Below are 20,211 nucleotides of genomic sequence, written 5' to 3' on the forward strand. Positions count from 1 at the left end.
TCAGCGCAACCGGGCCCCACCGCAACCAGGCCCCTCAGCGCAACCACCGCACCGCGGGGCGTCCGGGGGCTCGGCCCCCGGAGCAGACATGACGAGGCGGCCCCGGCTCGCGCTCTCCGCGAGCAGGGGCCGCCTGCCGTCTCGTGGGCGATACTGGGATCGAACCAGTGACCTCTTCCGTGTCAAGGAAGCGCGCTCCCGCTGCGCCAATCGCCCTCGGGGTACTGCTCTACTGCGAGGTGGAGACGGGATTTGAACCCGTGTACACGGCTTTGCAGGCCGTTGCCTCGCCTCTCGGCCACTCCACCGAGCCGGCCCCGCACGTGTCCTGTGAAGGCCTCTCCGAGCGGACGACGGGATTCGAACCCGCGACCCTCACCTTGGCAAGGTGATGCGCTACCAGCTGCGCTACGTCCGCGTTGTCTTCCGGGCGGCTGTCCCGGCGACGGAAGAAACATTAGCGGGTGACCGGGGGGCTTGCCAAACCGGGGTACCCCGGCGCGTCGCGGCACGGCGTTCACCTGGTGTTTTCCGGGTTATCCACAGGCGGCAAAACAGGCGAGCGCCCAACGGGCCTCCCAGTGTTTGATGGGCACATGGACTTCCGGCAGATCAGCGCGGCGGAGCGCGCGGCGACGATGTTCCCCCTTCAGACCTACGCCTTCCTGCCGTCGCCGTGGCCCGACGAGGAGGAAGCGGCCTATCGGCGGCGTCAGCCGTTCTTCGAGTCGGCGATCAGCATGATCGCGGAGGAGGACGGGCAGGCGCTGGCGTGCGCGGCGGCCCTGCGCATGCGGCAGAACGTGCGTGGCCTGGTCCACGACATGGCCGGCGTGGCGTCGGTGGCGTCCCATCCGTCGGCCCGCCGGCGTGGGCTGGTCCGCGAGGTGCTGACCCGGCTGCTCAGGCAGTCGCGCCAGGAGGGGTTCGCGGTCAGCGCGCTCTATCCGTTCCGTCCCAGCTTCTACGCCCGGTTCGGGTTTGTCGGCATTCCCCGGCACCGCACGGCGAGCTTCGCTCCGGAGGGGCTTTCCCATCTCGTACGGGTGGAGCTTCCCGGCACTGTCGAGCGGCTGCCGATGTGGGACGGCTTCGAGGCGTTGCAGCAGCTCAAGGGTCGGCTGCTCGGCGAGCGGCACGGGTTCGCGGTGTTCGACGCGGTCCGGAGCGCGGAGTTCCGCGAGGAGAAGAGCTGGGTGGCGGTGGCCCGGGTCGACGGCGAGATCGTGGGGGCCGTGCAATACCGCGTGGATCGGTACGGTGGCGACCTGCTCGCCTCCGACCTGCTGACCACCGGGCCGCTGGGGCGGGCGCTGCTGCTCCAGTTCTTCAGCCGGCACGTCGACCAGGTGTCGCGGGTCGTGGTGACGCTCAGCACGGACGAGGTGCCCGAGCTGTGGGGCACCGACTTCTCGGTGACCACCGAGGCCAAGGTCACACATCCGCGGCAGGGCGGCCCGATGGTGCGGGTCCTCGACATGGAGGCGCTGACCGGCTCGCAGGCCGGCGACGGCGACGTGACCGTCGAGATCCCCGACGACGAGCACGTGGGCGGCGTCTGGCGCCTGACCGGCGAGGGCGGCCGGCTGACCGTGGCCAAGGGCACCTCGGAGCCGTCGGCCACGCTGACCGTGGGCGGTTTCAGCGGCCTGCTCTACGGGGTGCTCGACCCGGTCGAGGTCGTCACGCGCGGGCTGGGGCGCGTCGAGGCGGGCGCGATCGAGCCGTTGACCAGTCTGTTCCCGCGCCAGATGCCCTACATCTGCGCGGACTTCTGAGAGGAGTGGGCGTGCGAAAGGGTTCGATCCTGTCGTACCGGTCCGAGGACTCGGTGCTGAGCATCTATTCGAAGGGTTCCGTGCTGTCGGTCGGCTCGACGGGCTCGGTGCTGTCCGTGGGTTCGATCGGCTCGTTCGGCTCGGTCCTGTCGATCGGCTCGTGGCTGTCGGTCGGCTCGGTGCTCTCGGCCCTGTCGATCGGCTCGGTGATGGCGTGGCGCGCCCGCAAGGCCATCATGCGGGCGAGCGACGGCGCCTGACCCCGAGCTGGGGCGCCGCCCGTGCGACGCCCCGGCTGGCCTGGAGCTAGGAGCGGACGGGGACGTCGAGGTAGGAGCCGGCGCCGATGGTGACGGTTTCGCCGGGGGCGTTGGCGTCGTAGTAGAGGGGGTCGACCGTGTCCACGACCAAGGTCAGGGAGTGGCCGGCGGGGATGTCGTAGGCGGCCGCGGAGAGGGCTACGTCCACGGATGAGCGGGGCTCCAGCCATGTCACCGGGGCGTGGGTGATGAGCTTGGCGGTGCCGAGAGCGTCCAGGTCGTAGAGGTAGACGACGGCGGAGCCGGGGGCGTGGGTGCCGGCGAGGTCGAGGTGGACCTTCGGGATGCCGCGCAGGCGCAGCGGGGACGCCGGGCGGGAGCTTGCCCAGACGCCTGCCCGGAAGCGGTCGACGGTGGGCAGCCAGATCTGGGGGCGCTGGTTGGTGAAGGCGGCCACGCCGTTCGTCAGCAGCACCACGCCGCCCGCGGCGGTGGTGTCCTTGTCGGTGGGCAGGGACTTCGTCCAGGCCGGGGAGGGGCCACCGCCGAGGAGGCCGGTGCCGTCCAGGGTGCGGATCTTGCCGAGGTCGAAGCGGCGCTGGGTGGTGCTCAGGCTCGGCCAGTCGGGGTAGGACTCGGCGGGTGCGTTGTCCGGCTTGATCAGCACGGGAAGCTGCGCGGACGCGGACGCGGCACGGGTAGGCGCGCTGACGCCCGCGGACGTCGTGTGGGACGCGGCAACGGTGGGCGCGCTGAGGCCCGCGGACGTCGCGCGGGACGCGGTCGGGTCGGTGCCCTTGGTGGCCAGGTGGGTGTCGAACCAGGTTCGGACGCTGGACCAGACCTCGTTCTCGAAGCCGAAGATGCCGCCCAGCTCGGCTATGGCGTGGTCGCCGGGGCGGAGTTCGAGGCGCTTGGGGGTGGTCAGTCTCTGGTAGAAGTCGACCAACTGGTTCGGCGGGAAGAACGAGTCGCCCCAGGCGTTCGCGATCAGGATGGCGGGCTTGTTGGTGTTCAGGGCGTTCAGGTAGGTGGCGGCGGAGCGTACCCGTGCCCAGGCCATCACCTCGGGGACGTTGCGGTTGGCCTTGAAGTCGGCGAGCTTGCCGCCCAGGTCGGGGCCGACGTCGCCGAGCAGGCCGGCGGCGATCTCGAGGAGGCCGGCGGACTGCTTGTGCCGGGTGGAGTCGCTGTAGAGCGAATACACCAGGTCCGTCCAGCCGCTCATCATCGCGACCACCCGGATGCGGCTGTCGAAGGCGGCGCCCAGCAGGCTGATGCCGGCGCCGTACGAGATGCCGGCGACGCCGATGCGGGACGGGTCCGCTCCCGTGTTCGCGATCGTCCAGTCGATCACCTTGGAGAGGTCGGCCATGTCGCGCGGGCCGGCCGTGTCGATCTCGCCGCCGGAGGACCACCAGCCGCGCGGGGTGTACGACACCACCACGTAGCCGGCCGACGCCAGCGTGCGGGCCTGGGCCAGGTACTCCAGGTCGTTCAGGCCCCAGCTCGCGGGCAGCAGCACCGCCGGGTGGGGGCCCGCGGTGGACGGGGCGATCACGTTGGCCTTGAGCGTCACCCCGTCACCGGGGATGTCGACGAAGTCGAACCCGGTGGTCGAGCCGGCCGCGGCAGCGGGGACGGGGGTCGGGCCGGCCGCGGACGCGGGGACGGGGGTCGGGCCGGCCGCGGACGCGGGGACGGGGGTCGGGCCGGCCGCGGACGCGGGGACGGCGGTCAGTGCGAGCGCGGTCGCCACCGCGGCCGGAAGGGTGAACACACGACGAAGCCCCATGCGCACTCCTCGAGGGAAGGCGTAGCCGAAGACGGGAGAGGCTGGAGCGCTCCAGTTCCGGCAGCGTAGGAGCCTGTTCCGAGAAATTGAACTTCATGACATTATCGTTACTAGCCAGTAACGTAGGTCACTTCGGAGAGGGGGAACGCCATGATCTACGGCGTCCAAGCCCCGCGCCGGCGCGATGCCCAGCGCAACCGGCTGGCGATCCTCGAGGCGGCCAGCGACCTGATGACCGGGCGAGCCGACATCGCGGGGATGCCCGAGATCGCGCGGCGGGCGGGTGTCGGGCAGGCCACCCTCTACCGGCATTTTCCCGACCGGTACGCGCTGACGTCCGCCGTGATCGCGCACCAGGTGGAGCGTCTCGAGGCGTGCGTGACCGCCAACCAGCAGCAGCCCGCCGCGTTCCGCCCGATGCTCGACGCCGTGCTGCGGTCCCAGGTGGCGATGCGGCCGCTGGTGCACCTGGCCCGCCGCCTCGAACCCGCCGTGCAGGGCCGCTACCTGCGGCAGATCGTGACCCTGCTGGCCGGCCCGCTGCAACGAGCGCAGGAGCAGGGCCACGTCCGCCGCGACCTGGTGCCCGCCGACCTGATGGTGCTGTTCGGCATGGTGGAGGGCGTCGCCGAGGGCATGCTCGGCGACGCCGGCGACCAGACCGCCAAGGCGATCGAACTAGCCCTCGACGGCCTGATGCCCCTGCCATGACGCCCTTGCCGACCCGGCACCGGCGCCAGCAGGCCCGGCAGGAGACGGCCCGGCAGGAGACGGCCCGGCAGGAGACGGCCCGGCGTCCGACGAGCCGTGCCACGAGTGCCACAGGGCCGCGTAGGGGCCGTTCGCCGCGACCAGCTCGTCGTGGGTGCCCAGCTCGATGATCCGGCCGTCCTCCATGACCACCACCCGGTCGGCGTCGTGGGCCGTCTGGAGCCGGTGCGCGATCGCGATCACCGTGCGCTCGTGCAGCACCGCCGCCAGCGCCCGCTCGGCCGTGCGGGCCGCCGTCGGGTCGAGCAGCGCCGTCGCCTCGTCCAGGATCACCGTGTGCGGATCGGCCAGCACCACCCGCGCCAGCGCCAGCTGCTGCGCCTGCGCGCCGTCCGGCGGGTCTTCGCCCAGGTCGCGGTCGAGGTCGTCGGCCCAGTCTGCGCCCACCGTCTTCAGCGCCCGGCGCAGCTCGTCGTCCGGCGCCGCCACCATCAGGTTGTCGCGCAGCGTCTCGCGGAACACGTGGTGCTCCTGCGTGACCAGCACGACCTGCCGGCGCAGCTCGTCCGGCGGCAGGTCCGCCACCGGCACCCCGCCGACCGTCACCGTCCCGGCGCCCGGCCGGTCCACGCCCGCGATCAGCCGGCCCAGCGTCGACTTGCCCGCGCCCGACAATCCCACGATCGCCAGCCGCTCGCCCGGCCGCACGGTCAGGTCCACGTCGTGCAGGACATCGAGACCTTGCTCGTACGCGTACCGCACGGCCCTGATCTCGATGCGGTCGTCCGCCGGCAACCGGGTCCCATAGCTCGGCGGCGGGATCTCGGCGAGCCCTTCGACCCGGGCGAACGACGCGCTGCTGCTCTGCAACTGCTCGATCCAGATCATGATGTTGTCGAGCGGCCCGACGAGCTGCCGCAGGAACAGCACGGCCGCGCTCACCGTACCGAGGCTGACGTTGCCGTTGATGTAGAGCAGGCCGCCCACGAGCAGCACGAGCACGCTCGGCACCGCGTACGAGATCTCCACCGAGGGAAAGAAGACGCTGCGCAACCCCAGTGTGGCGAGCCGCGTGCGGCGAGTCTCGGCGATCGCCGCGTGGCCCGCCGCGAGGCGCTTGTCCGCCAGGCCGAAGGCCTCGATGGTGCGGGCGCCGGCCGTCGTCGCCGCCAGCTCCTCCGCCAGCTGCGAGTTCGCCTCGCCCTCCTTGAGGTACGCGGGCCGCGCGCGCCGCAGGTACCAGCGGGTGGAGAACCAGATGCCGGACAGCCCCGCCAGTCCGAGCACGCCCAGCAGCGGGTCGAGCAGCAGCAACGCGCCCACGATGAAGATCATCTGCACCAGGCTGATCAGGAGCATGGGCAGGATGTCGCGCAGCGTGGTGGCCACCGCGTCGACGTCGGTGGTGCCGCGGGCCGCGATGTCGCCCGCGGGCACCCGTTCGACCACCGAGGCGGGCAGGGCGAGCGAGCGCCGCAGGAACGTCTCGCGGATGCGCGCCGCCGTCCGCTCGCCGAAGCGGTAGGCGATCGCCAGCGCATAGCGCGACAGCACCGTCTGCACCACCGCGCAGGCCAGCACCGCCGCGGCGAGCCTGTCCACCGCGCCGAGCCCGCCCTCGCCGTGCGTGACCGCGTCGATGATCCGGCCGAGCAGCCACGGGCCGCCGACCCCGGCGAGCGCGGCCAGCGAGTTGAGCACCAGCAACGTGACCACGGCGCGCCGGTCCGCGGCGATCAGGCGCAGCGCCGCGCGCGCCACCGTGCGCTGGTCGGCGACGGGCAGGATGGTGCTCATTCGTCCTCCCCGAAGACGCGGGTGACCAGCGCCCGGTAGCCGGGCTCGGCGGTCAGCAGCTCACGATGGGTTCCCGACGCGGCCACCCGGCCCTCGACCAGGTAGTGCACGACGTCGGCCCGGTCGAGCAGCACCGGCGACGTGGTCGCCACGACCGTGCCCCGGCCGCGCCGCGCCGCGCTGAGCCGCTCGGCGATGGCGGCCTCCGTGTGCGCGTCCACCGCGGACGTCGGCTCGGCCGCGAGCAGCATCTCCGGGTCGGCGTGCACGGCGCGCGCCAGCCGCACCCGCTGCCGCTGACCGCCGGAGAGGTTGCGGCCCGCCCACTCGACCGGGCGCCCCAGGTCGGCGGCGACGTCGTGGGCCACGGCGGTCTCGATCGCCGCGCGCACCTTCGCGTCGCGCGGCTCGTCCCGGCCGGCCACCACCTCACGCAGCGTGCCGGCGAACAGGTCGGCGCCCGGCTCGGTGACCAGGATCCGTTCGCGCACCTCGGGCTGGGCGATCTCGTCGAGCCGCACGTCACCCCAGGTCGCGCGCGTGGGGCCGTACCGCCCGAGCCGGTCGATGACCTCGGCGGCGTCGGCGGGCCGGGCCCCGGCGAGCGCGGTGAACCGCCCCGGCTCGGCGACCACACCGGACTCCGGGTCACGCAGCGGCGCGGGCCCGTCCGGCGCCGGCCGCCCGGACGGATCGTCGACCGGGATCTTGAGGAAGTTGACCACCCGCCGAGCGGCGACGATCCCCCGGGTCACGTCGAACGAACAGAAGATCAGCACGTTGACCGGGATCACGAGCATGGCCGTGTAGCCGTAGACGGCGACCAACTGCCCCGCGGTGAGCTCGCCCTGGGCCGCCAGCCGCGCGGCGAGCCACACGACAACAGCGAGGAACACGACGGGCAGACCGTCACCGAGCGCCCCGATCCAGCTCGACGGCCCGCCCACGCGATAGCCCTGCGCCCTGAGCTTGGCGGACTCCCCCACGTACCGCCGCAGATGGGTCTGTTTGCCGCCGAGCCCGTTGAGGATACGCAGCCCGCCCAGCACGTCGACGAGGCGCGCGTTCAGCTCACCCTGCCGCTCGCGATACCCGCTGGACGCACGCTGGCTGCGCTGCAGCAGCGGCCCGACGAACAGCGCCAGCACCGGCACCCCCGCCAGCACGACCACGGCCAGCGACGGTGCCGTCCGCGACAGCAGGGTCGCCACCACGATGTACGCCAGCGTCGCCGCCACGCCGACCCCGCCGACGTTCATCGCCCGCCCGATCGTCCACACGTCGGAGATCCCGATCGTGACAACCTCACCGGCCGTCACCCGCCGCGGCAACGCCGCCCCGAGCCGCGTCGCATGCGACATGACCAGATCGGCGGTACGCAGGGCAGCCGCCATCCGCAGCTTGGACATGCTCCGATGCCGCATGATGCCGAGCACCGCACTGGCCACGCCCACCACCAGCACGGCGACAACCCAGCCCACGAGAGCGCCGGGCCGCCGCGCCCCCAACCCTCGATCAATAGCCTGCGAGATCAGGTACGGCGTGGTCGCCAAACTGACGAACCACAGCGACCCGAACATCGCCCCCAGCCCGACCCGCCCCTTGAGCTCCCGTCCCAACCACCACAAAAACCGCCCAGGTCCCCGTATGTCCACGACGGCCACTCTGCCCCAGAGGGGCGCAAGCGCGCTGCCCGATTTCGGTCGATGTGGCGGCGGCCGGTGGGGTCAGAGGAGCGCGTACTCGACCATCGATGCCGCCGCGGCGGCGGCCTGCCAGGCCAGCACCGTCGCGGCTGCGGCGGCGACGACGATGACGAGTCGTTTGACGGCACGCATGGGGCCTCCTCGAGTCTGCGGCATGGCGCTCAGGTGAGCATTCATGCTTGCCGATCTCAGGCCCGGCGGGAATGGCCCGTCCGGTCACAGTGGCGGGTGTCAGGCGCCGAAGCGGTGCAGCAGCAGGGCCAGCCGGTGCTGGTGACCCTCGGCGGGGAGGCGGCTGCCCCTCGTCAACGTCATCAGGCCGTGCAGGGCGGCCCAGAAGACCTCGGTGTTCGCGTCGAGGTCGTCGTCGCCGGTCAGCGGGCGCAGGGCCTCGCGCAACTCGCCGAAGCCCTGCTGAAGCGCGGGCGGTGTCTCCTGTGGGCTGGCGAAGGTCAGCTCGATGGCGTTGGTGAACATGGCCTCGTAGAGGACCGGGTGCGTCTCGGCGAACCGCGCGTACGCCTCGGCCAGGGCGGCCAGTGATGCGCGGGGGTCGGGCGCCGAGGTGCGGGCCGCTCGCATCAGGGTGGCCAACTCGGCGAAGCCCTCGAGGGCGACGGCGGCCATGATGGCGTCCTTGCCCTTGAAGTGGCTGTAGAGCACCGGCTGGCTGTATTCGATCTGTTCGGCGAGCCGGCGCGTGGTGACCGCGTCCCAGCCCTCGGCCTCGGCGAGCTCGCGCGCGGCGTTCACGATCAGCCGTTCACGGTCCCTGCGTTCGCGCTCACGCCGCTCTCGTATCGCCATGACAAGAATCCTAGCGGCGCTAGCGCGAGTGTCAAAGGCAGTGTTAGTGTCGCTCTCGAATCTAGCGTTGCTAGCAAGGAGTCGTCATGCTCAGTGCGATCGCCTATGGGCTCGCCATCGTGCTCGATCTGTTCATCGTCTTCATCGGCGCCCGCTTCCTGCTGGCGCCCGAGGCCGCCGCGGCGGGCTACGGCGTGCCGGCCCAGCGGGGAGACAGCGCCTACCTGACGGTCAAGGGTGGGCGCGACTTCAGCCTCGGCCTGATCGGCCTGGCCCTGCTCGCCTTCGTGGGCGCGGAGGCGGGGGCCTGGTTCATGCTGATCGCGGCCCTGATGCCGCTGGGCGACACGCTGATCGTGCTCCGGCACGGCGGCACCAAGGCCACTGCCTTCGGCATCCACTTCGCCACCGCCGTGGTGGTGCTGATCAGCGCCGCCCTGCTGTTCGCGCTCTGATCGGACGTCCAGCGGGCGTCGTCAGGACGCGCTGACGCCGCTCCGAAGAACCGCCGACATCTCGACGGTGTCGGCGGCCGCGGGCTCCTCGATGGCGGGCGGCGGCGATCCGAAGCCGCTGAGGTCGACGAAGGTGCCGCCGCTGTCGAACCGGATCGGGTAAGGCCCGCCGGTCGCGGCCACCCACAGTGACATCGTCGTTCGCGGTGTTGATGACGGGGATGGCCCCCATCAACGTTCGCATTCTGTTCCCGCCCCCGTGCCGCGTCCGGACGGCGGTGACTCTAGCGCCTCGGCCGGGCGGTGGTGGGCTTAGCCTGACGGCATGAAGGTTGTGGTTGTCGGAGGTAGCGGGCACATCGGCACGTTCCTGGTGCCGCGGCTGGTGCGGGCCGGGCACGAAGTGGTCACCATCAGCCGGGGGCAACGGAGCAGCTACGTCGATGACCCCGCCTGGGCGCAGGTGCGGCATGTGGTGGCCGACCGGGAGGCCGAGGACCGGGACGGCACCTTCCCGGGGCGGGTGGCCGCCGAGCGGGCCGATGTCGTCGTCGACCTGATCTGTTTCACACTGGAGTCGGCGAAGGCGCTTGTGGAACGGCTTCGCGGGGAGACCGGGCATCTGCTGCACTGCGGGTCGATCTGGCGGGCCGGGCCGAGTGTGCGGCTGCCGATCACCGAGGAGAACGGGGAGCCGCCGCTCGGGGAGTACGGGATCGCCAAGGACGCGATCGCCCGGATGCTCAAGGCGGAGCACCGGCTGGTGACCACCTCGCTGCATCCGGGGCACATCGTGGGGCCGGGGTGGCATCCGATCGGGCCGCTCGGCAACCTCGACCCGGGGGTGTGGCGCCGGCTGTCGGCGGGTGAGCCGCTCGACGTGCCGGGGATCGGGGCCGAGTTCCTGCATCACGTGCACGCCGACGATGTGGCGCAGGCGTTCGAGGCGGCCATCGCGCGGCGGGACGCTGCCGCCGGGCAGGACTTCAGTGTCGTGGCGCCGTCCGCTCTCAACGTTCGCGGGTTCGCGCAGATCGGGGCGTCGTGGTTCGGGCAGCAGGCGCGGCTGCGCACCGTCAGCTGGGAGGAGTTCCGCCGCGGCACGGAGGCCGAGGCGGCCCAGGCCAGCTGGGAGCATCTGTCCCGCAACCACTACTTCAGCATCGACAAGGCTCGTACGCTGCTCGGCTACGCCCCGCGTTACCAGCCCGAGGAGGCGGTGCTCGAGTCGGTGCGGTGGCTCGTCCACCACGACCGACTCGAAGTCGCCCGCCCCCTGACGGTTTAGACCTGGCTGGCGCCGCCGTCCACGTAGATCTCGGCGCCGGTGACGTAGGCGCTGGCCGGGGTGGCCAGGTAGAGCACCGTCTCGGCGATCTCCTCGGGGGTGCCGAGGCGAGCCATCGGCACGCCCGAGGCCAGGCCCTTGAGCAGCTGCGCCGCGTCCTCGGGGGTGCCCGCCAGGCCGGAGAGGCCGGGCGTGTCGATCGGGCCGGGGGCGATGGCGTTGACGCGGATGGAGCGCTCGACGAGCTCGGCGGCCCAGCTGCGGGTGAAGGAGCGCAGGGCGGCCTTCGACGCGGCGTAGACGCTGAACGCGGGAGCGGCCTTCACGTCGATGTTCGAGCTGGTGATGATCACCGAGGCGCCGGGGTTGAGCAGCGGCAGCGCCTTCTGCACCGTGAAGATGGTGCCGCCCACGTTGGTGTTGAACGTGGTGGCGTAGTGGTCCCAGGTGATGTCGGGCAGGGCCGAGAACTCGCCGCCGCCCGCGTTGGCGAACAGGACGTCGAGGCCCTTGCCGCGCTCGGCGATGGCCGCGTAGACGCGGTCGAGGTCGCCGGGGCTGGCCACGTCGGCCTGGAGGGCGGTGAAGCCCTCGCCGAACGCGTCCAGGGCCTCCTTGCGGCGGCCGGTGACGAAGACGTGCGCGCCCTCGGCGGCGAGGCGGCGGGCGGTCGCGAGGCCGATGCCCGCGGTGGCGCCGGTGACGAGAGCGGTCTTGGTGTCGAGCTGTCCCATGGTGATCTCCTAGAACGAGGACTTGGCAAGGAAAGAGAGCTCGCGCCACTGCGCGAGGGGAAGCGAGCGGGAGCCGAGGACGTGCAGGGCGACGTGGTCGGCCCCGGCGTCCAGGTGGTCCCGCACGCGGCGGGCGATGTCGTCCGCCGAGCCGTGCGCGACGAGGGCGTCGATGAGGCGGTCGCTGCCGCCGGGCACGAGGTCGTCGTCGGTGAAGCCGAGCCTGCGCAGGTTGTTGCGGTAGGCGGGGAAGCCGATGAACATGCCGATCTCGGCGCGGGCCGCCGCGCGCGCCTCGGCCGGGTCGGACGTCAGGACCACCGCCTGGTGCGGGGCGATGATCGGGCCGTTGCCGGCGCGGGCACGTTCCCGGGCCACATAGGAGGGCGTGACCAGGAACGGGTGCCAGCCCGACGTGCGGGCCACGGCGAGGTCGACCATCCGGGGGCCGAGCGCGCCGAGCACCCAGGCGGGCCGTTCGAGCTCGTCGAGGTACTTGTTCATGGCGGCGAACGGGTCGCCGTCGCGGCTGCCGACGCCGAGGCCCACGCGGACGCGCTCGCCGTACGGCCTGAATCGGTCGGAAAGCTCCTGGGGTGTCTGGCCCCAGATGTTGAGCACGCCGGTGACGACGGTGCTGCGGGGCGCGGCGCCGGCCAGCGCGACCACGTCGGCGAGGGCGCCGGTGCCGTCGAGGCCGGGCAGCCAGAGCGTGTCCCAGCCGAGCTCTTCCAGCTCGGCCACGGCGTCGCGCACCTGCGGACGGGCCGCGCCCCGGAACTGCATGCTCCAGAGTCCTACCTGCTTCATGGGTCACCTCCTCATTTCTGTATCGCTCGGTACGGAAAGAACGTAGCTCATTTCTGTACCGAGCGGTAGACTGATCGGTGTGACGGTGAAGACAAAGGGACGGCCGCGCGGCTTCGACGCCGACGCGGCCCTCGACCGGGCCATCGAGGTGTTCTGGCGACACGGGTACGAGGGCGCGTCCCTCACCGACCTCACGGACGCGATGGGCATCAACCGGCCGAGCATGTACGCGGCGTACGGCAACAAGGAGGAGCTGTTCCGCCGCGCGGTGGCCCGGTATGCCGAGCACGACATGGCATACGCGCGGGAGGCGCTCGCGCGGCCCACCGCGTACCAGGTCATCGAGAGCTTTCTCCGCGCGAACGTCGAAGCGCTCACGCGGGCCGACCGCCCGTCCGGATGTCTGTCGATCCAGGGCGGCCTGGCCGGCGGCAGCGACCACGGCGAGGTGGCGCGCTTCCTGGCGGAGAGCCGGCTGGCCGGCGAGCGTGCCCTCGCGGCCCGGCTGGCCCGCGCGGTCGACGAGGGCGACCTGCCCGCCGGCACCGATCCGGCGGCCCTCGCCCGCTACGTCATGACGGTCAGCGAGGGAAACGCGGTGCACGCCGCCGCGGGCGTCGACCGGGCGAGCCTGCACGCCACTGTCGACATCGCGCTGAGGGCTGTCCCGGGCCGTCCTTGAGACTCGCCTACCGCCCTGGACACCGGCGACCAGGGTGTTTGACGGGTCTTACCGGTGGCCGGCGGCAGCAGGCTGGGGCCATGGAACAGTTCCGCGTCACCAAGGTGCAACCGTCGTACTGGCGGGTCACGTTCGACAACGGACCCGTCAACCTCATCGACCCCGACACGGTCGACCAGCTCGCCGCGCTGATCACGGCGATGGAGAACGATCCGGACCTCACGGTGGTCGTCTTCCGCAGCGAGAAGCCCGGCTACTTCATGGCCCACTGGGACTTCCTCGCCGACCCGCGGCGGGTGGCCGCGATGCGGCCCGGCCCCACCGGCCTGCACCCCTACGCCGACAACTTCGCCCGCCTCAGCAAACTCCCGGTCGCCACGATCTGCGAGATACGCGGCCGCGCCCGCGGCGCCGGCAGCGAGTTCGCGCTGGCCACCGACATCCGCTTCGCCTCCGGCGAGGCCACCCTGGGCCAGTTCGAGATCGCCGTGGGCGCGGTGCCCGGCGGCGGCGCAGCGGCCCGCCTGAGCCGCCTGACCGGCCGAGCCCGCGCCCTGGAGATCCTCCTCGGTGGCGACGACATCCCGGCTTCGCTGGCCGCGGCCTACGGCTACGTCAACCGCGTGATCCCGGACGCCTCGCTCGAGGACTTCACCGACCGCTTCGCCCGCCGCATCGCCGCCTTCGACCGGGTCGCCGTCACGGGCATCAAGAAACTCGTCGACGAGGCCACACTGCCGGCGGACGAGGAACTGGGCGAGAGCCTGAAGGCCTATTTCGCGACCGCGGGGCGCCCGGAGCACCGGCCGTTCGTCCAGCTGCTCTTCGAGAACGGCCTCCAACAGCCCGACGGCATCGAGCGCGACCTGGGCACCGCCATCGGCGACCTCGCGCGCCCGTCCACACGGCCGCGCTGAGCGCCGCCGCCGTGAGCCCCTCCCACCTCCCTTATCCTCCAGTCCGGATGCCGGCTCGACCATCGTGGTGTGGCACGGGCCGCCCGACAGCATCCAGCGGCACATCCTGGACGAAGCCCGCCGCCGGCACATCCCCGCCTCGATCCAGCAGCGAAAGCACAGCAAGGCCGACCTCCACCGGGCCGTCGAACAACTCGGTGCCATCGATTCGGGCACCGGCGTGTTTCACAACTTCGAGGTCAGCGCTCTCGCCGCCTTCGACATCGACTTCGACGGAGTCACCGTCATAGGCGACTACACCCAGCCCCCGGCCGAGGGAGTTCCCGCTGCGGACGCTGCACTCGCCCAGGCCCTGACCACCGAAACCGGCGTAGCGGTGGCAATCGAACACGGCAAATTCGAACTGCTGTAATCGACATGAGCCAATGCCAGCCCTGATCCGCGTTGGACAGCCGGCTGTCCCTTGGGCGCACGAGCGAGACGCCGGCGCAGCTCGATGGTCAAAGCCATGTGGCGGACTGTGATCGCCTCCGGCTCGTGGGTCAGACGGCGGCGGGCAGGCCGGCCGAGCTGAAGGCACGCCCGTCGTCGGTGATGACGGCCGAGTCGTAGCCGTCGGCTGCCCGCTTGGCCAGCCACGTTATGCCGGCCTCGCCCATGGCCAGGGCGGCGGTGGCGTAGGCGTCGGCGATCGACAGGTCGGGGCCGACCACGGTGACCGAGCGCAGGCCCTGGGCCGGCTTGCCCGTGCGGGGGTTGTGGACGTGGTCGCCCCGTTCGTAGGTGCCGGAGGTGGCCACGGCGCCGTCGGTGAGGGCCAGGACCCAGCTGACCTTGTCGGGCTCCCAGGGGTGGCGGATGCCGACGCGCCACGGGCCGCCGTCGGGGTGGTGGCCGCGCATGCGGATGTCGCCGCCGGCGTTGATGTAGTGGCTGGTGGAGCCGGCGGCCAGGAGTCTGGCGGAGGCCACCTCGACGGACCAGCCCTTGACGTAGCCGCTGGGGTCGAGCGGGCCGGTGGCGTACGCGTCGAAGTAGCCGTCCGTGTCGCGCCACAGGTCAGCGCACGCGTCGAGGACGTGGCGCATGTCGGCGGAGAGGTCCGCCAGCGTCAACGCTCCGTCACGGAAGCGGCAGACCTCGCTGTCCGGCTTGTACGTGCTGAAGCGGGCGTCCACCTCGTGCAGCCACCCGCAGACGTCCGCGATCAGGGCGCGGAGCTCGTGGTCGGGGCGGTCGGGGGTCAGTTCGATGCTGACCGTCGTACCCATCACATGCTCGACGTGGCGCACAGAGCGTGACCTTACGCCTTTGCGGCGTCCAGCGCTGCCTGGAGGGACTCGGCGTAGGACTTGCTGGTGTAGGTGGCGCCGGAGACGGCGTTCAGGTCCTTGGCGCTCTTCGCGCCGAGGGTCTCCTGCTTGAGGGCGGCGATCGCGGGCGGGTTGATGGTGCCGCTGTCGGCGGTCGTCGGGTAGGTCGCCTCGGCCGCGGTGATCTCGCCGCCCTCGATGCGGATGGAGACCTGGACCGTGCCGTACGGGTTGCGCGCCCCGTCGCCCTTGTATACGCCGTCCTTGAGGCCGGACTTGGGGGCTGCGCTCTTCGAGGCGGTCGCTTTGCCCGATTTGTTGCCAGCGGAAGACCCGGCGGCCGAGCCGGTCGGCTTCGGCTTCGGCGTGGGGGTCCCGCCGGCCAGGTCGACAGCGGGCGGAGCGGCGACCGGCGCCGCCGGCGGCTCCACGCTCAACCGCACGCCGACGATCAGCGCCGCCCCGGTCAGGGTGCCGACAGCTGCTGCGGTACTACGTCGCATCGCGGTAACTCCTCTAGAACTCGAACGGGTCCAGGTGCAGCTGACTGTCGGGCACATCCAGCTCGCGCAGGGTCGTCACGGCCGCCTCGACCAGGCCGGGCGGGCCGCACAGGTAGACGTCGCGGCGGCTCACGTCGGGCACCAGGCCGAGCAGGCCGTTCGGCGTGAACAGGCGCTTCGGGCCGGGATCGTTGCGGGAGCCGACGATGTAGCGCACCCAGGCGTCGCGGCGCTCGGCCAGGTCCTCCAGCTCGCCGCGGAAGACCAGCTCGTCGGGGCGGGACGCGCGGTAGATCACGATGGTGTCCGGCGGCATGTCCTCGAGCAGGGCCCGGATCGGCGCGATGCCGCTGCCGCCGGCGATCAGCAGGGCGCGCCGGCGCGTGCGGCGCTGGGCCGTGAAGACGCCGAACGGGCCCTCGGCCCAGATCGGTGTGCCCGGCTTCATCGTGGCCAGCCGGGACGTGTGGCCGCCGACCGCGGTGACGGTGAGCCGCAGCCACTGCGAGTTGGGCGCCGCCGACAGCGAGAACGGGTGCGACTGCCACCAGCCGTTGCGGGTCAGGAAGCGCCACCGCATGAACTGGCCGGCCTGCGCGGGCAGCTTCTCCAGGTTCTTGCCGCCGATGTAGATCGAGAACGTGCCGGACGCCTCGCCGACCACCTCGGCGACCTCGAAGCGGTGCCGCGCGTTGAGCCAGAGCGGCTCGATCAGGCGGCCCCACACCAGCGCCGAGATGACCAGGGCGCCGAGCCCGGGCCAGAACACCGAGGCGAAACGGCCGCTCAGGTCGGCGCCGGTGGCGACCTGGTGGCCGTACCCCAGCAGCAGCACCAGGTAGCCGGCGAGGTGGATCAGATGCCAGAGCTCGTACGGGAGTTTCGCCCGCGCGGCCCGGATCGAGATCAGGCTGATCAGCACGAGGATGCCGGTGGCGACCGTGGCGCTGATCATCTCGGGGAACGTCGTGATGATCGTCCAGCCCTGGTCGACGACGCCGGTCTCGCCGGTGAGCGCGTAGCCGTACACGATGAAGACGATGTGGGCGAGGACGAGGACGACCAGGGACGTGCCGAGCCAGCGGTGCCAGCGCAGCAGGTCACGCGCGCCGACCCAGTCCTCGAGCCAGGAGACGCGGCTCATCATGAGCAGCTGGATGAAGAGCAGGTAGCCGCCGATCAGCCCGGTGATCCGGCCGGCCGCGAGCATCAGCGTGGGCGTGTCGTTGACCGCGCCGGGCTGCGTGTCGAAGACCCACAGCGCGACGCTGGTGGCAAGCCCGGAGAAGAAGAGCAGGACGGTGAAGAGCCGGTTGCCCGAGACGGCCTCGGCGGGCGGGCGGTCGTCGGACATCGGCGGCTGCACCGAGCCGGTGGTCTTCCAGCCGGTCGGGTCGGTCTGCGACTCGATCAGGATGTCGCTGCGGCGAAACTCGTCGTCGGGCAGCCAGTTGTCGACCTCGCGGACGTCCCAGCCGGTCGAGACCTGCGGGTCGGCGTCCTGCCGGCCCCACGGGTCGCCCTGGCCGGCGGAGGAGGCCGTGCGAGCCCACGACTCGTCGGTGTCCGGTCCCGAGGATGCGCGGGCCCACGACTCGTCGGTGTCCGAGGCGGTGGCCGAGGCGGCGTACGGGGAACGGCGTGACCAGGGATCGTCGTCCTCCGGCGCCCCGCGCAACCCGGCGAAGTACTGCTCGTCCTCGTCCGGCGCGGAGCGCTGCTGGAACGTGGGGGGTCCCTGCGCCATAGTCCTCACCCGTTCACCGTCGTCATGCCGTCGGGGTGTTGTACGCACCGGCCGCGACCATCGCTCAACGGGATCCGGAAAATCTCACGACCCGGCCCCACGATAGGTTCGGCGCATGCGCGCCGACGACTCCGACCTGGTCACCGTGGTCGGCATCGGCGCCGGCGGGTGGCACGACCTGTCCGGTACGCAGCAGAGCGCGCTCCGGGCGGCGCGGGTGATCCTGGGCAGCGCGCGGCAGCTCGAGCTGATGCCGGCCGAGGTCGCCGCCGAACGGGTCGCGTGGCCGTCTCCGCTGGTCCCGGCGTTGCCCGGGCTGCTGGAGGAGCACGCGGGGCCGGGGCTGTGCGTGCTGGCGAGCGGCGACCCGATGTTCCACGGCATCGGGGCCACGCTGGTGCGCCTGGCCGGGCCCGACCACGTACGCGTGCTGCCGCACCCCTCGTCGGTGTCGCTCGCCGCCGCGCGGATGGGGTGGCCGCTCGCGACGACCGAGGTGGTGAGCCTGGTCACGGCCGAGGTGGCGGTGCTGCGGCGGGTGCTCAACCCGGGGCGGCGGATCCTCGTGCTGTCGCGGGACGCTTCGACGCCGGCCGCGGTCGCCGGGCTCCTGTCCGCGGCGGGATACGGCTCGGCTTCCCTCACTGTGCTCGGGCAGTTGGGCGGACCCTCGGAGACCCGGGTTACGGCCCAGGCGGACGACTGGGACGATCCGGGCGTCGATCCGCTGAACGTGATCGCCGTCGAGTGCGGGGACGGGCCGGCCTCGTCGCTCGCGCCCGGGCTGCCGGACACGGCGTACGCCTCGGATGGCCAACTCACCAAGCGTGAGGTGCGCGCCGTGACGATGGCGGTGCTGGCGCCGACGCCGGGCGCCCTGCTGTGGGATGTGGGAGCGGGCTCGGGCAGCATCGGCATCGAGTGGATGCGCAGCCACCCGTCGTGCCGGGCCGTCGCCGTCGAGCCGCACGCCGAGCGGATCGCGAACATCCGGGCGAACGCCGGCGCGCTCGGCGTACCGGGCCTCGAGGTGATCCACGGCAGCGCGCCGGCCGCGCTGGAGGGTCTGCCCACACCGGACACGATCTTCATCGGCGGCGGGCTGACCCGCGACGGCGTGCTCGACGCGTGCCTGGCGGCGCTGCGCCCCGGCGGGCGGCTGGTCGCGAACGCGGTGACCGTCGAGTCGGAGGCGTTCCTGGCCGCCGCGCACGCCAAGCTGGGCGGCGAGATGACCCGGCTCGCGGTGAATCGGGCGTCGCCGGTCGGCGGCTTCACGGGATGGAGAGCAATGATGCCGGTGACGATCTGGTCGGTGACCCGGTGACGATCCACTTCATCGGCGCGGGGCCCGGCGCGGCCGACCTGATCACCGTACGAGGGCAGCGGTTGATCTCGGAATCCCCGGTCTGCCTGTACGCGGGCAGCCTCGTCCCGGCCGAGCTGCTCGACGCGTGCCCGCCCGGCTGCCGCAAGGTCGACACGGCGAACCTCGACCTCGACCGGATCCTCGCCGAGATGGCGGACGCCCACGAGGCCGGGCACGACGTGGCGCGGTTGCACTCGGGCGACCCCTCGGTCTTCAGTGCGGTGGCCGAGCAGATGCGGCGCCTGGACGCGGCCGGCATCCCGTACGACATCACGCCGGGTGTGCCGGCCTTCGCGGCGGCCGCCGCGTCGCTGGGGCGCGAGCTCACCGTCCCGTCGGTGGCGCAGACCGTCGTGCTGACCCGCACGGCCGAGCGCGCCACGGCGATGCCGCCCGGCGAGGACCTGCGCACCCTGTCGGCGAGCCGGTCGACGATGGTGCTGCACCTGGCCGTCCAGCGCATCGAGGCCGTGGTGGCGGATCTGATCCCCTCGTACGGCCGGGACTGCCCGGTGGCGGTGGTGGCCCGGGCGAGCCGCCCCGACGAGGTGATCCTGCGCGGCACCCTCGCGGACATCGCGGCGCAGGTCGAAGAGGCCGGCATCAAGCGCACGGCGGTGATCGTGGTGGGCGCCGCCCTGACGGCGGCCCAGTTCCCGGACAGCCACCTCTACTCGACGACCCGATGCCGCGAATCCTGATCCTCGGCGGCACCACGGAGGCCCGGGCGCTCGCCGGAGCGCTGGCGCCCCGGTGCACGGTGATCACGTCGCTGGCCGGGCGGACCTCCGCTCCCCTGCTGCCCGACGGTCAGGTGCGGATCGGCGGCTTCGGCGGCGCGGAGGGGCTCCGGGCCTATCTGGTCGCCGAGCGGATCGACGTGCTGGTGGACGCGACCCACCCGTTCGCCGCCGGGATCAGCGCGAACGCCGCCACGGCCGCGCGCGCCGCCGGGGTGCCGCTGATCGTGCTGCGCCGGCCGGGCTTCCGCGAGGAGCCGGGCGACTCGTGGCATCGGGTGGCCGATCTGGCGGCGGCGGCGAGCCTGCTCCCCCGCCTCGGCGCCAGGCGGGTCTTCCTGACCACGGGGCGGCAGGGCATCGCGGCCTTCGCCGAGGTGGACGCCTGGTTCTTGGCGCGGTCGGTGGAGCCGCCGCAACCGCCGATGCCGGCCAGGATGGAAGTCGTGCTGGACCGGGGGCCGTTCACGCTCGACGGCGAGCGGCGGCTGCTCGACCAGCACCGCATCGACGTCGTGGTCACCAAGGACAGCGGCGGCGCGGACGGCAAACTCGTCGCGGCCCGGGAACGCGGCATCCCGGTGGTGATGGTGGAGCGGCCGCCGCTGCCGGCCGGCGTGGTCGTCGCGGCGTCGGTGGAGGAGACGGTCGGGCTGCTGTAGCCCGGGCCGCTGCCGGGCGACCCCCAACGCCCACCGACTCCCAGCGCCCACCGACACACAGCGCCCGCCCTCCCAAAGGGGGCCCCCGTCCTCTGGGCGACATCGTGCCCGAAAACGTCGAGATCGTGCAGCCGCCC

Annotated in this window: 21 protein-coding genes and 3 tRNA genes; 11 read left to right on the forward strand and 13 right to left on the reverse strand. The window is 72.3% G+C overall.

Annotation, left to right across the window (positions count from 1 at the left end; translation table 11 throughout):
- Positions 1-144: 144 nt before the first annotated feature.
- The 3 genes from Ade02nite_RS01775 to Ade02nite_RS01785 form a co-directional block, all read right to left on the reverse strand.
- Positions 145-216 (reverse strand) — tRNA-Val (locus Ade02nite_RS01775).
- A gap of 21 nt (positions 217-237) precedes the next feature.
- A tRNA-Cys gene (locus tag Ade02nite_RS01780) sits at positions 238-308 on the reverse strand.
- Positions 309-345: 37 nt separating this feature from the next.
- Positions 346-418: transfer RNA gene (locus tag Ade02nite_RS01785), tRNA-Gly, on the reverse strand.
- Between the two features lie 178 nt (positions 419-596).
- Here Ade02nite_RS01785 and Ade02nite_RS01790 point away from each other — a divergent pair.
- Together Ade02nite_RS01790 and Ade02nite_RS01795 are read left to right on the forward strand one after the other, a co-directional pair.
- Positions 597-1,778, forward strand: a complete 1,182-nt coding sequence (locus tag Ade02nite_RS01790; RefSeq protein WP_203759702.1) for a GNAT family N-acetyltransferase — start codon at positions 597-599, stop codon at positions 1,776-1,778.
- An 11-nt stretch (positions 1,779-1,789) separates the two neighbouring features.
- On the forward strand, positions 1,790-2,038 hold the full coding sequence (locus tag Ade02nite_RS01795) for a hypothetical protein (RefSeq protein WP_203759703.1): 249 nt from the start codon (positions 1,790-1,792) through the stop codon (positions 2,036-2,038).
- A 46-nt stretch (positions 2,039-2,084) separates the two neighbouring features.
- On the opposite strand, the gene Ade02nite_RS48980 is transcribed toward Ade02nite_RS01795, so the two are convergent.
- Positions 2,085-3,833, reverse strand: a complete 1,749-nt coding sequence (locus tag Ade02nite_RS48980) for a CocE/NonD family hydrolase (protein ID WP_275409863.1) — start codon at positions 3,831-3,833, stop codon at positions 2,085-2,087.
- 150 nt (positions 3,834-3,983) lie between these two features.
- On the opposite strand from Ade02nite_RS48980, the gene Ade02nite_RS01805 reads away from it, so the two are divergent.
- Entirely contained in the window at positions 3,984-4,544 is a 561-nt protein-coding gene (locus tag Ade02nite_RS01805; RefSeq protein WP_203759704.1) for a TetR/AcrR family transcriptional regulator, read from the forward strand.
- On the opposite strand, the gene Ade02nite_RS01810 is transcribed toward Ade02nite_RS01805, so the two are convergent.
- The 3 genes from Ade02nite_RS01810 to Ade02nite_RS01820 all read right to left on the reverse strand — a co-directional run bounded on the left by Ade02nite_RS01810 (position 4,512) and on the right by Ade02nite_RS01820 (position 8,854).
- The gene (locus Ade02nite_RS01810) at positions 4,512-6,341 is read right to left on the reverse strand and encodes an ABC transporter ATP-binding protein (protein WP_203759705.1); all 1,830 of its coding nucleotides are present in this window, start codon (positions 6,339-6,341) and stop codon (positions 4,512-4,514) included. The genes Ade02nite_RS01805 and Ade02nite_RS01810 overlap by 33 nt on opposite strands.
- Positions 6,338-7,921, reverse strand: a complete 1,584-nt coding sequence (locus Ade02nite_RS01815; protein ID WP_203759706.1) for an ABC transporter transmembrane domain-containing protein — start codon at positions 7,919-7,921, stop codon at positions 6,338-6,340. Before Ade02nite_RS01815 ends, Ade02nite_RS01810 begins: the two co-directional genes overlap by 4 nt.
- Positions 7,922-8,278: 357 nt before the next feature.
- On the reverse strand, positions 8,279-8,854 hold the full coding sequence (locus Ade02nite_RS01820) for a TetR/AcrR family transcriptional regulator (protein WP_203759707.1): 576 nt from the start codon (positions 8,852-8,854) through the stop codon (positions 8,279-8,281).
- Between the two features lie 86 nt (positions 8,855-8,940).
- On the opposite strand from Ade02nite_RS01820, the gene Ade02nite_RS01825 reads away from it, so the two are divergent.
- Positions 8,941-9,309: a DUF4267 domain-containing protein gene (locus Ade02nite_RS01825; protein WP_203759708.1), complete on the forward strand. Its 369-nt coding sequence runs from the start codon at positions 8,941-8,943 to the stop codon at positions 9,307-9,309.
- A gap of 21 nt (positions 9,310-9,330) precedes the next feature.
- Here the strand turns inward: Ade02nite_RS01825 and Ade02nite_RS01830 are convergent, their stop codons facing one another.
- Positions 9,331-9,504 (reverse strand): hypothetical protein, encoded by a 174-nt coding sequence (locus Ade02nite_RS01830; RefSeq protein WP_203759709.1) that lies wholly within the window; start codon positions 9,502-9,504, stop codon positions 9,331-9,333.
- Positions 9,505-9,634: 130 nt separating this feature from the next.
- Here Ade02nite_RS01830 and Ade02nite_RS01835 point away from each other — a divergent pair, with 130 nt between their 5' ends.
- Entirely contained in the window at positions 9,635-10,597 is a 963-nt protein-coding gene (locus tag Ade02nite_RS01835) for an NAD-dependent epimerase/dehydratase family protein (protein ID WP_203759710.1), read from the forward strand.
- Here the strand turns inward: Ade02nite_RS01835 and Ade02nite_RS01840 are convergent.
- Entirely contained in the window at positions 10,594-11,331 is a 738-nt protein-coding gene (locus tag Ade02nite_RS01840) for an SDR family NAD(P)-dependent oxidoreductase (protein WP_203759711.1), read from the reverse strand. The two genes, Ade02nite_RS01835 and Ade02nite_RS01840, sit on opposite strands and share 4 nt — an antisense overlap.
- 9 nt (positions 11,332-11,340) lie before the next feature.
- Positions 11,341-12,141 (reverse strand): TIGR03620 family F420-dependent LLM class oxidoreductase, encoded by an 801-nt coding sequence (locus Ade02nite_RS01845; RefSeq protein WP_203759712.1) that lies wholly within the window; start codon positions 12,139-12,141, stop codon positions 11,341-11,343.
- Positions 12,142-12,220: 79 nt separating this feature from the next.
- On the opposite strand from Ade02nite_RS01845, the gene Ade02nite_RS01850 reads away from it, so the two are divergent.
- From Ade02nite_RS01850 to Ade02nite_RS01860, 3 genes are all read left to right on the forward strand, one after another.
- On the forward strand, positions 12,221-12,823 hold the full coding sequence (locus Ade02nite_RS01850; RefSeq protein WP_239168448.1) for a TetR/AcrR family transcriptional regulator: 603 nt from the start codon (positions 12,221-12,223) through the stop codon (positions 12,821-12,823).
- Between the two features lie 80 nt (positions 12,824-12,903).
- Complete coding sequence (locus Ade02nite_RS01855; protein ID WP_203759713.1) at positions 12,904-13,740, forward strand: enoyl-CoA hydratase/isomerase family protein; 837 nt, start codon at positions 12,904-12,906, stop codon at positions 13,738-13,740.
- Positions 13,741-13,804: 64 nt separating this feature from the next.
- Positions 13,805-14,152 carry a hypothetical protein gene (locus Ade02nite_RS01860; RefSeq protein ID WP_203759714.1) on the forward strand — a complete coding sequence of 116 codons (348 nt, stop codon included), beginning with the start codon at positions 13,805-13,807 and terminating at the stop codon, positions 14,150-14,152.
- A 130-nt stretch (positions 14,153-14,282) separates the two neighbouring features.
- On the opposite strand, the gene Ade02nite_RS01865 is transcribed toward Ade02nite_RS01860, so the two are convergent.
- The 3 genes from Ade02nite_RS01865 to Ade02nite_RS01875 are packed head-to-tail and all read right to left on the reverse strand — an operon-like array spanning position 14,283 to position 17,303.
- Complete coding sequence (locus tag Ade02nite_RS01865; RefSeq protein WP_203759715.1) at positions 14,283-15,011, reverse strand: FAD:protein FMN transferase; 729 nt, start codon at positions 15,009-15,011, stop codon at positions 14,283-14,285.
- 32 nt (positions 15,012-15,043) lie between these two features.
- A complete protein-coding gene (locus tag Ade02nite_RS01870; RefSeq protein WP_203759716.1) occupies positions 15,044-15,556 on the reverse strand; it encodes an FMN-binding protein in 513 nt (170 codons plus the stop codon).
- 13 nt (positions 15,557-15,569) lie between these two features.
- Positions 15,570-17,303: a ferredoxin reductase family protein gene (locus Ade02nite_RS01875; protein WP_239168449.1), complete on the reverse strand. Its 1,734-nt coding sequence runs from the start codon at positions 17,301-17,303 to the stop codon at positions 15,570-15,572.
- A 115-nt stretch (positions 17,304-17,418) separates the two neighbouring features.
- Between Ade02nite_RS01875 and cbiE the strand changes: the two genes are divergently transcribed.
- From cbiE to Ade02nite_RS01890, 3 genes are read left to right on the forward strand one after another with little or no spacing between them, the layout of a single operon-like run.
- On the forward strand, positions 17,419-18,630 hold the full coding sequence (cbiE, locus tag Ade02nite_RS01880; protein ID WP_203759717.1) for a precorrin-6y C5,15-methyltransferase (decarboxylating) subunit CbiE: 1,212 nt from the start codon (positions 17,419-17,421) through the stop codon (positions 18,628-18,630).
- Entirely contained in the window at positions 18,585-19,373 is a 789-nt protein-coding gene (gene cobM, locus Ade02nite_RS01885) for a precorrin-4 C(11)-methyltransferase (protein ID WP_239168450.1), read from the forward strand. The genes cbiE and cobM overlap by 46 nt, the downstream gene beginning before the upstream one ends.
- Positions 19,358-20,074, forward strand: coding sequence for a cobalt-precorrin-6A reductase (locus Ade02nite_RS01890; RefSeq protein ID WP_203759718.1), 717 nt, complete (start codon positions 19,358-19,360; stop codon positions 20,072-20,074). The genes cobM and Ade02nite_RS01890 overlap by 16 nt, the downstream gene beginning before the upstream one ends.
- Positions 20,075-20,211 lie beyond the last annotated feature (137 nt).

This window comes from Paractinoplanes deccanensis (assembly GCF_016862115.1).
GTDB lineage: Bacteria > Actinomycetota > Actinomycetes > Mycobacteriales > Micromonosporaceae > Actinoplanes > Actinoplanes deccanensis.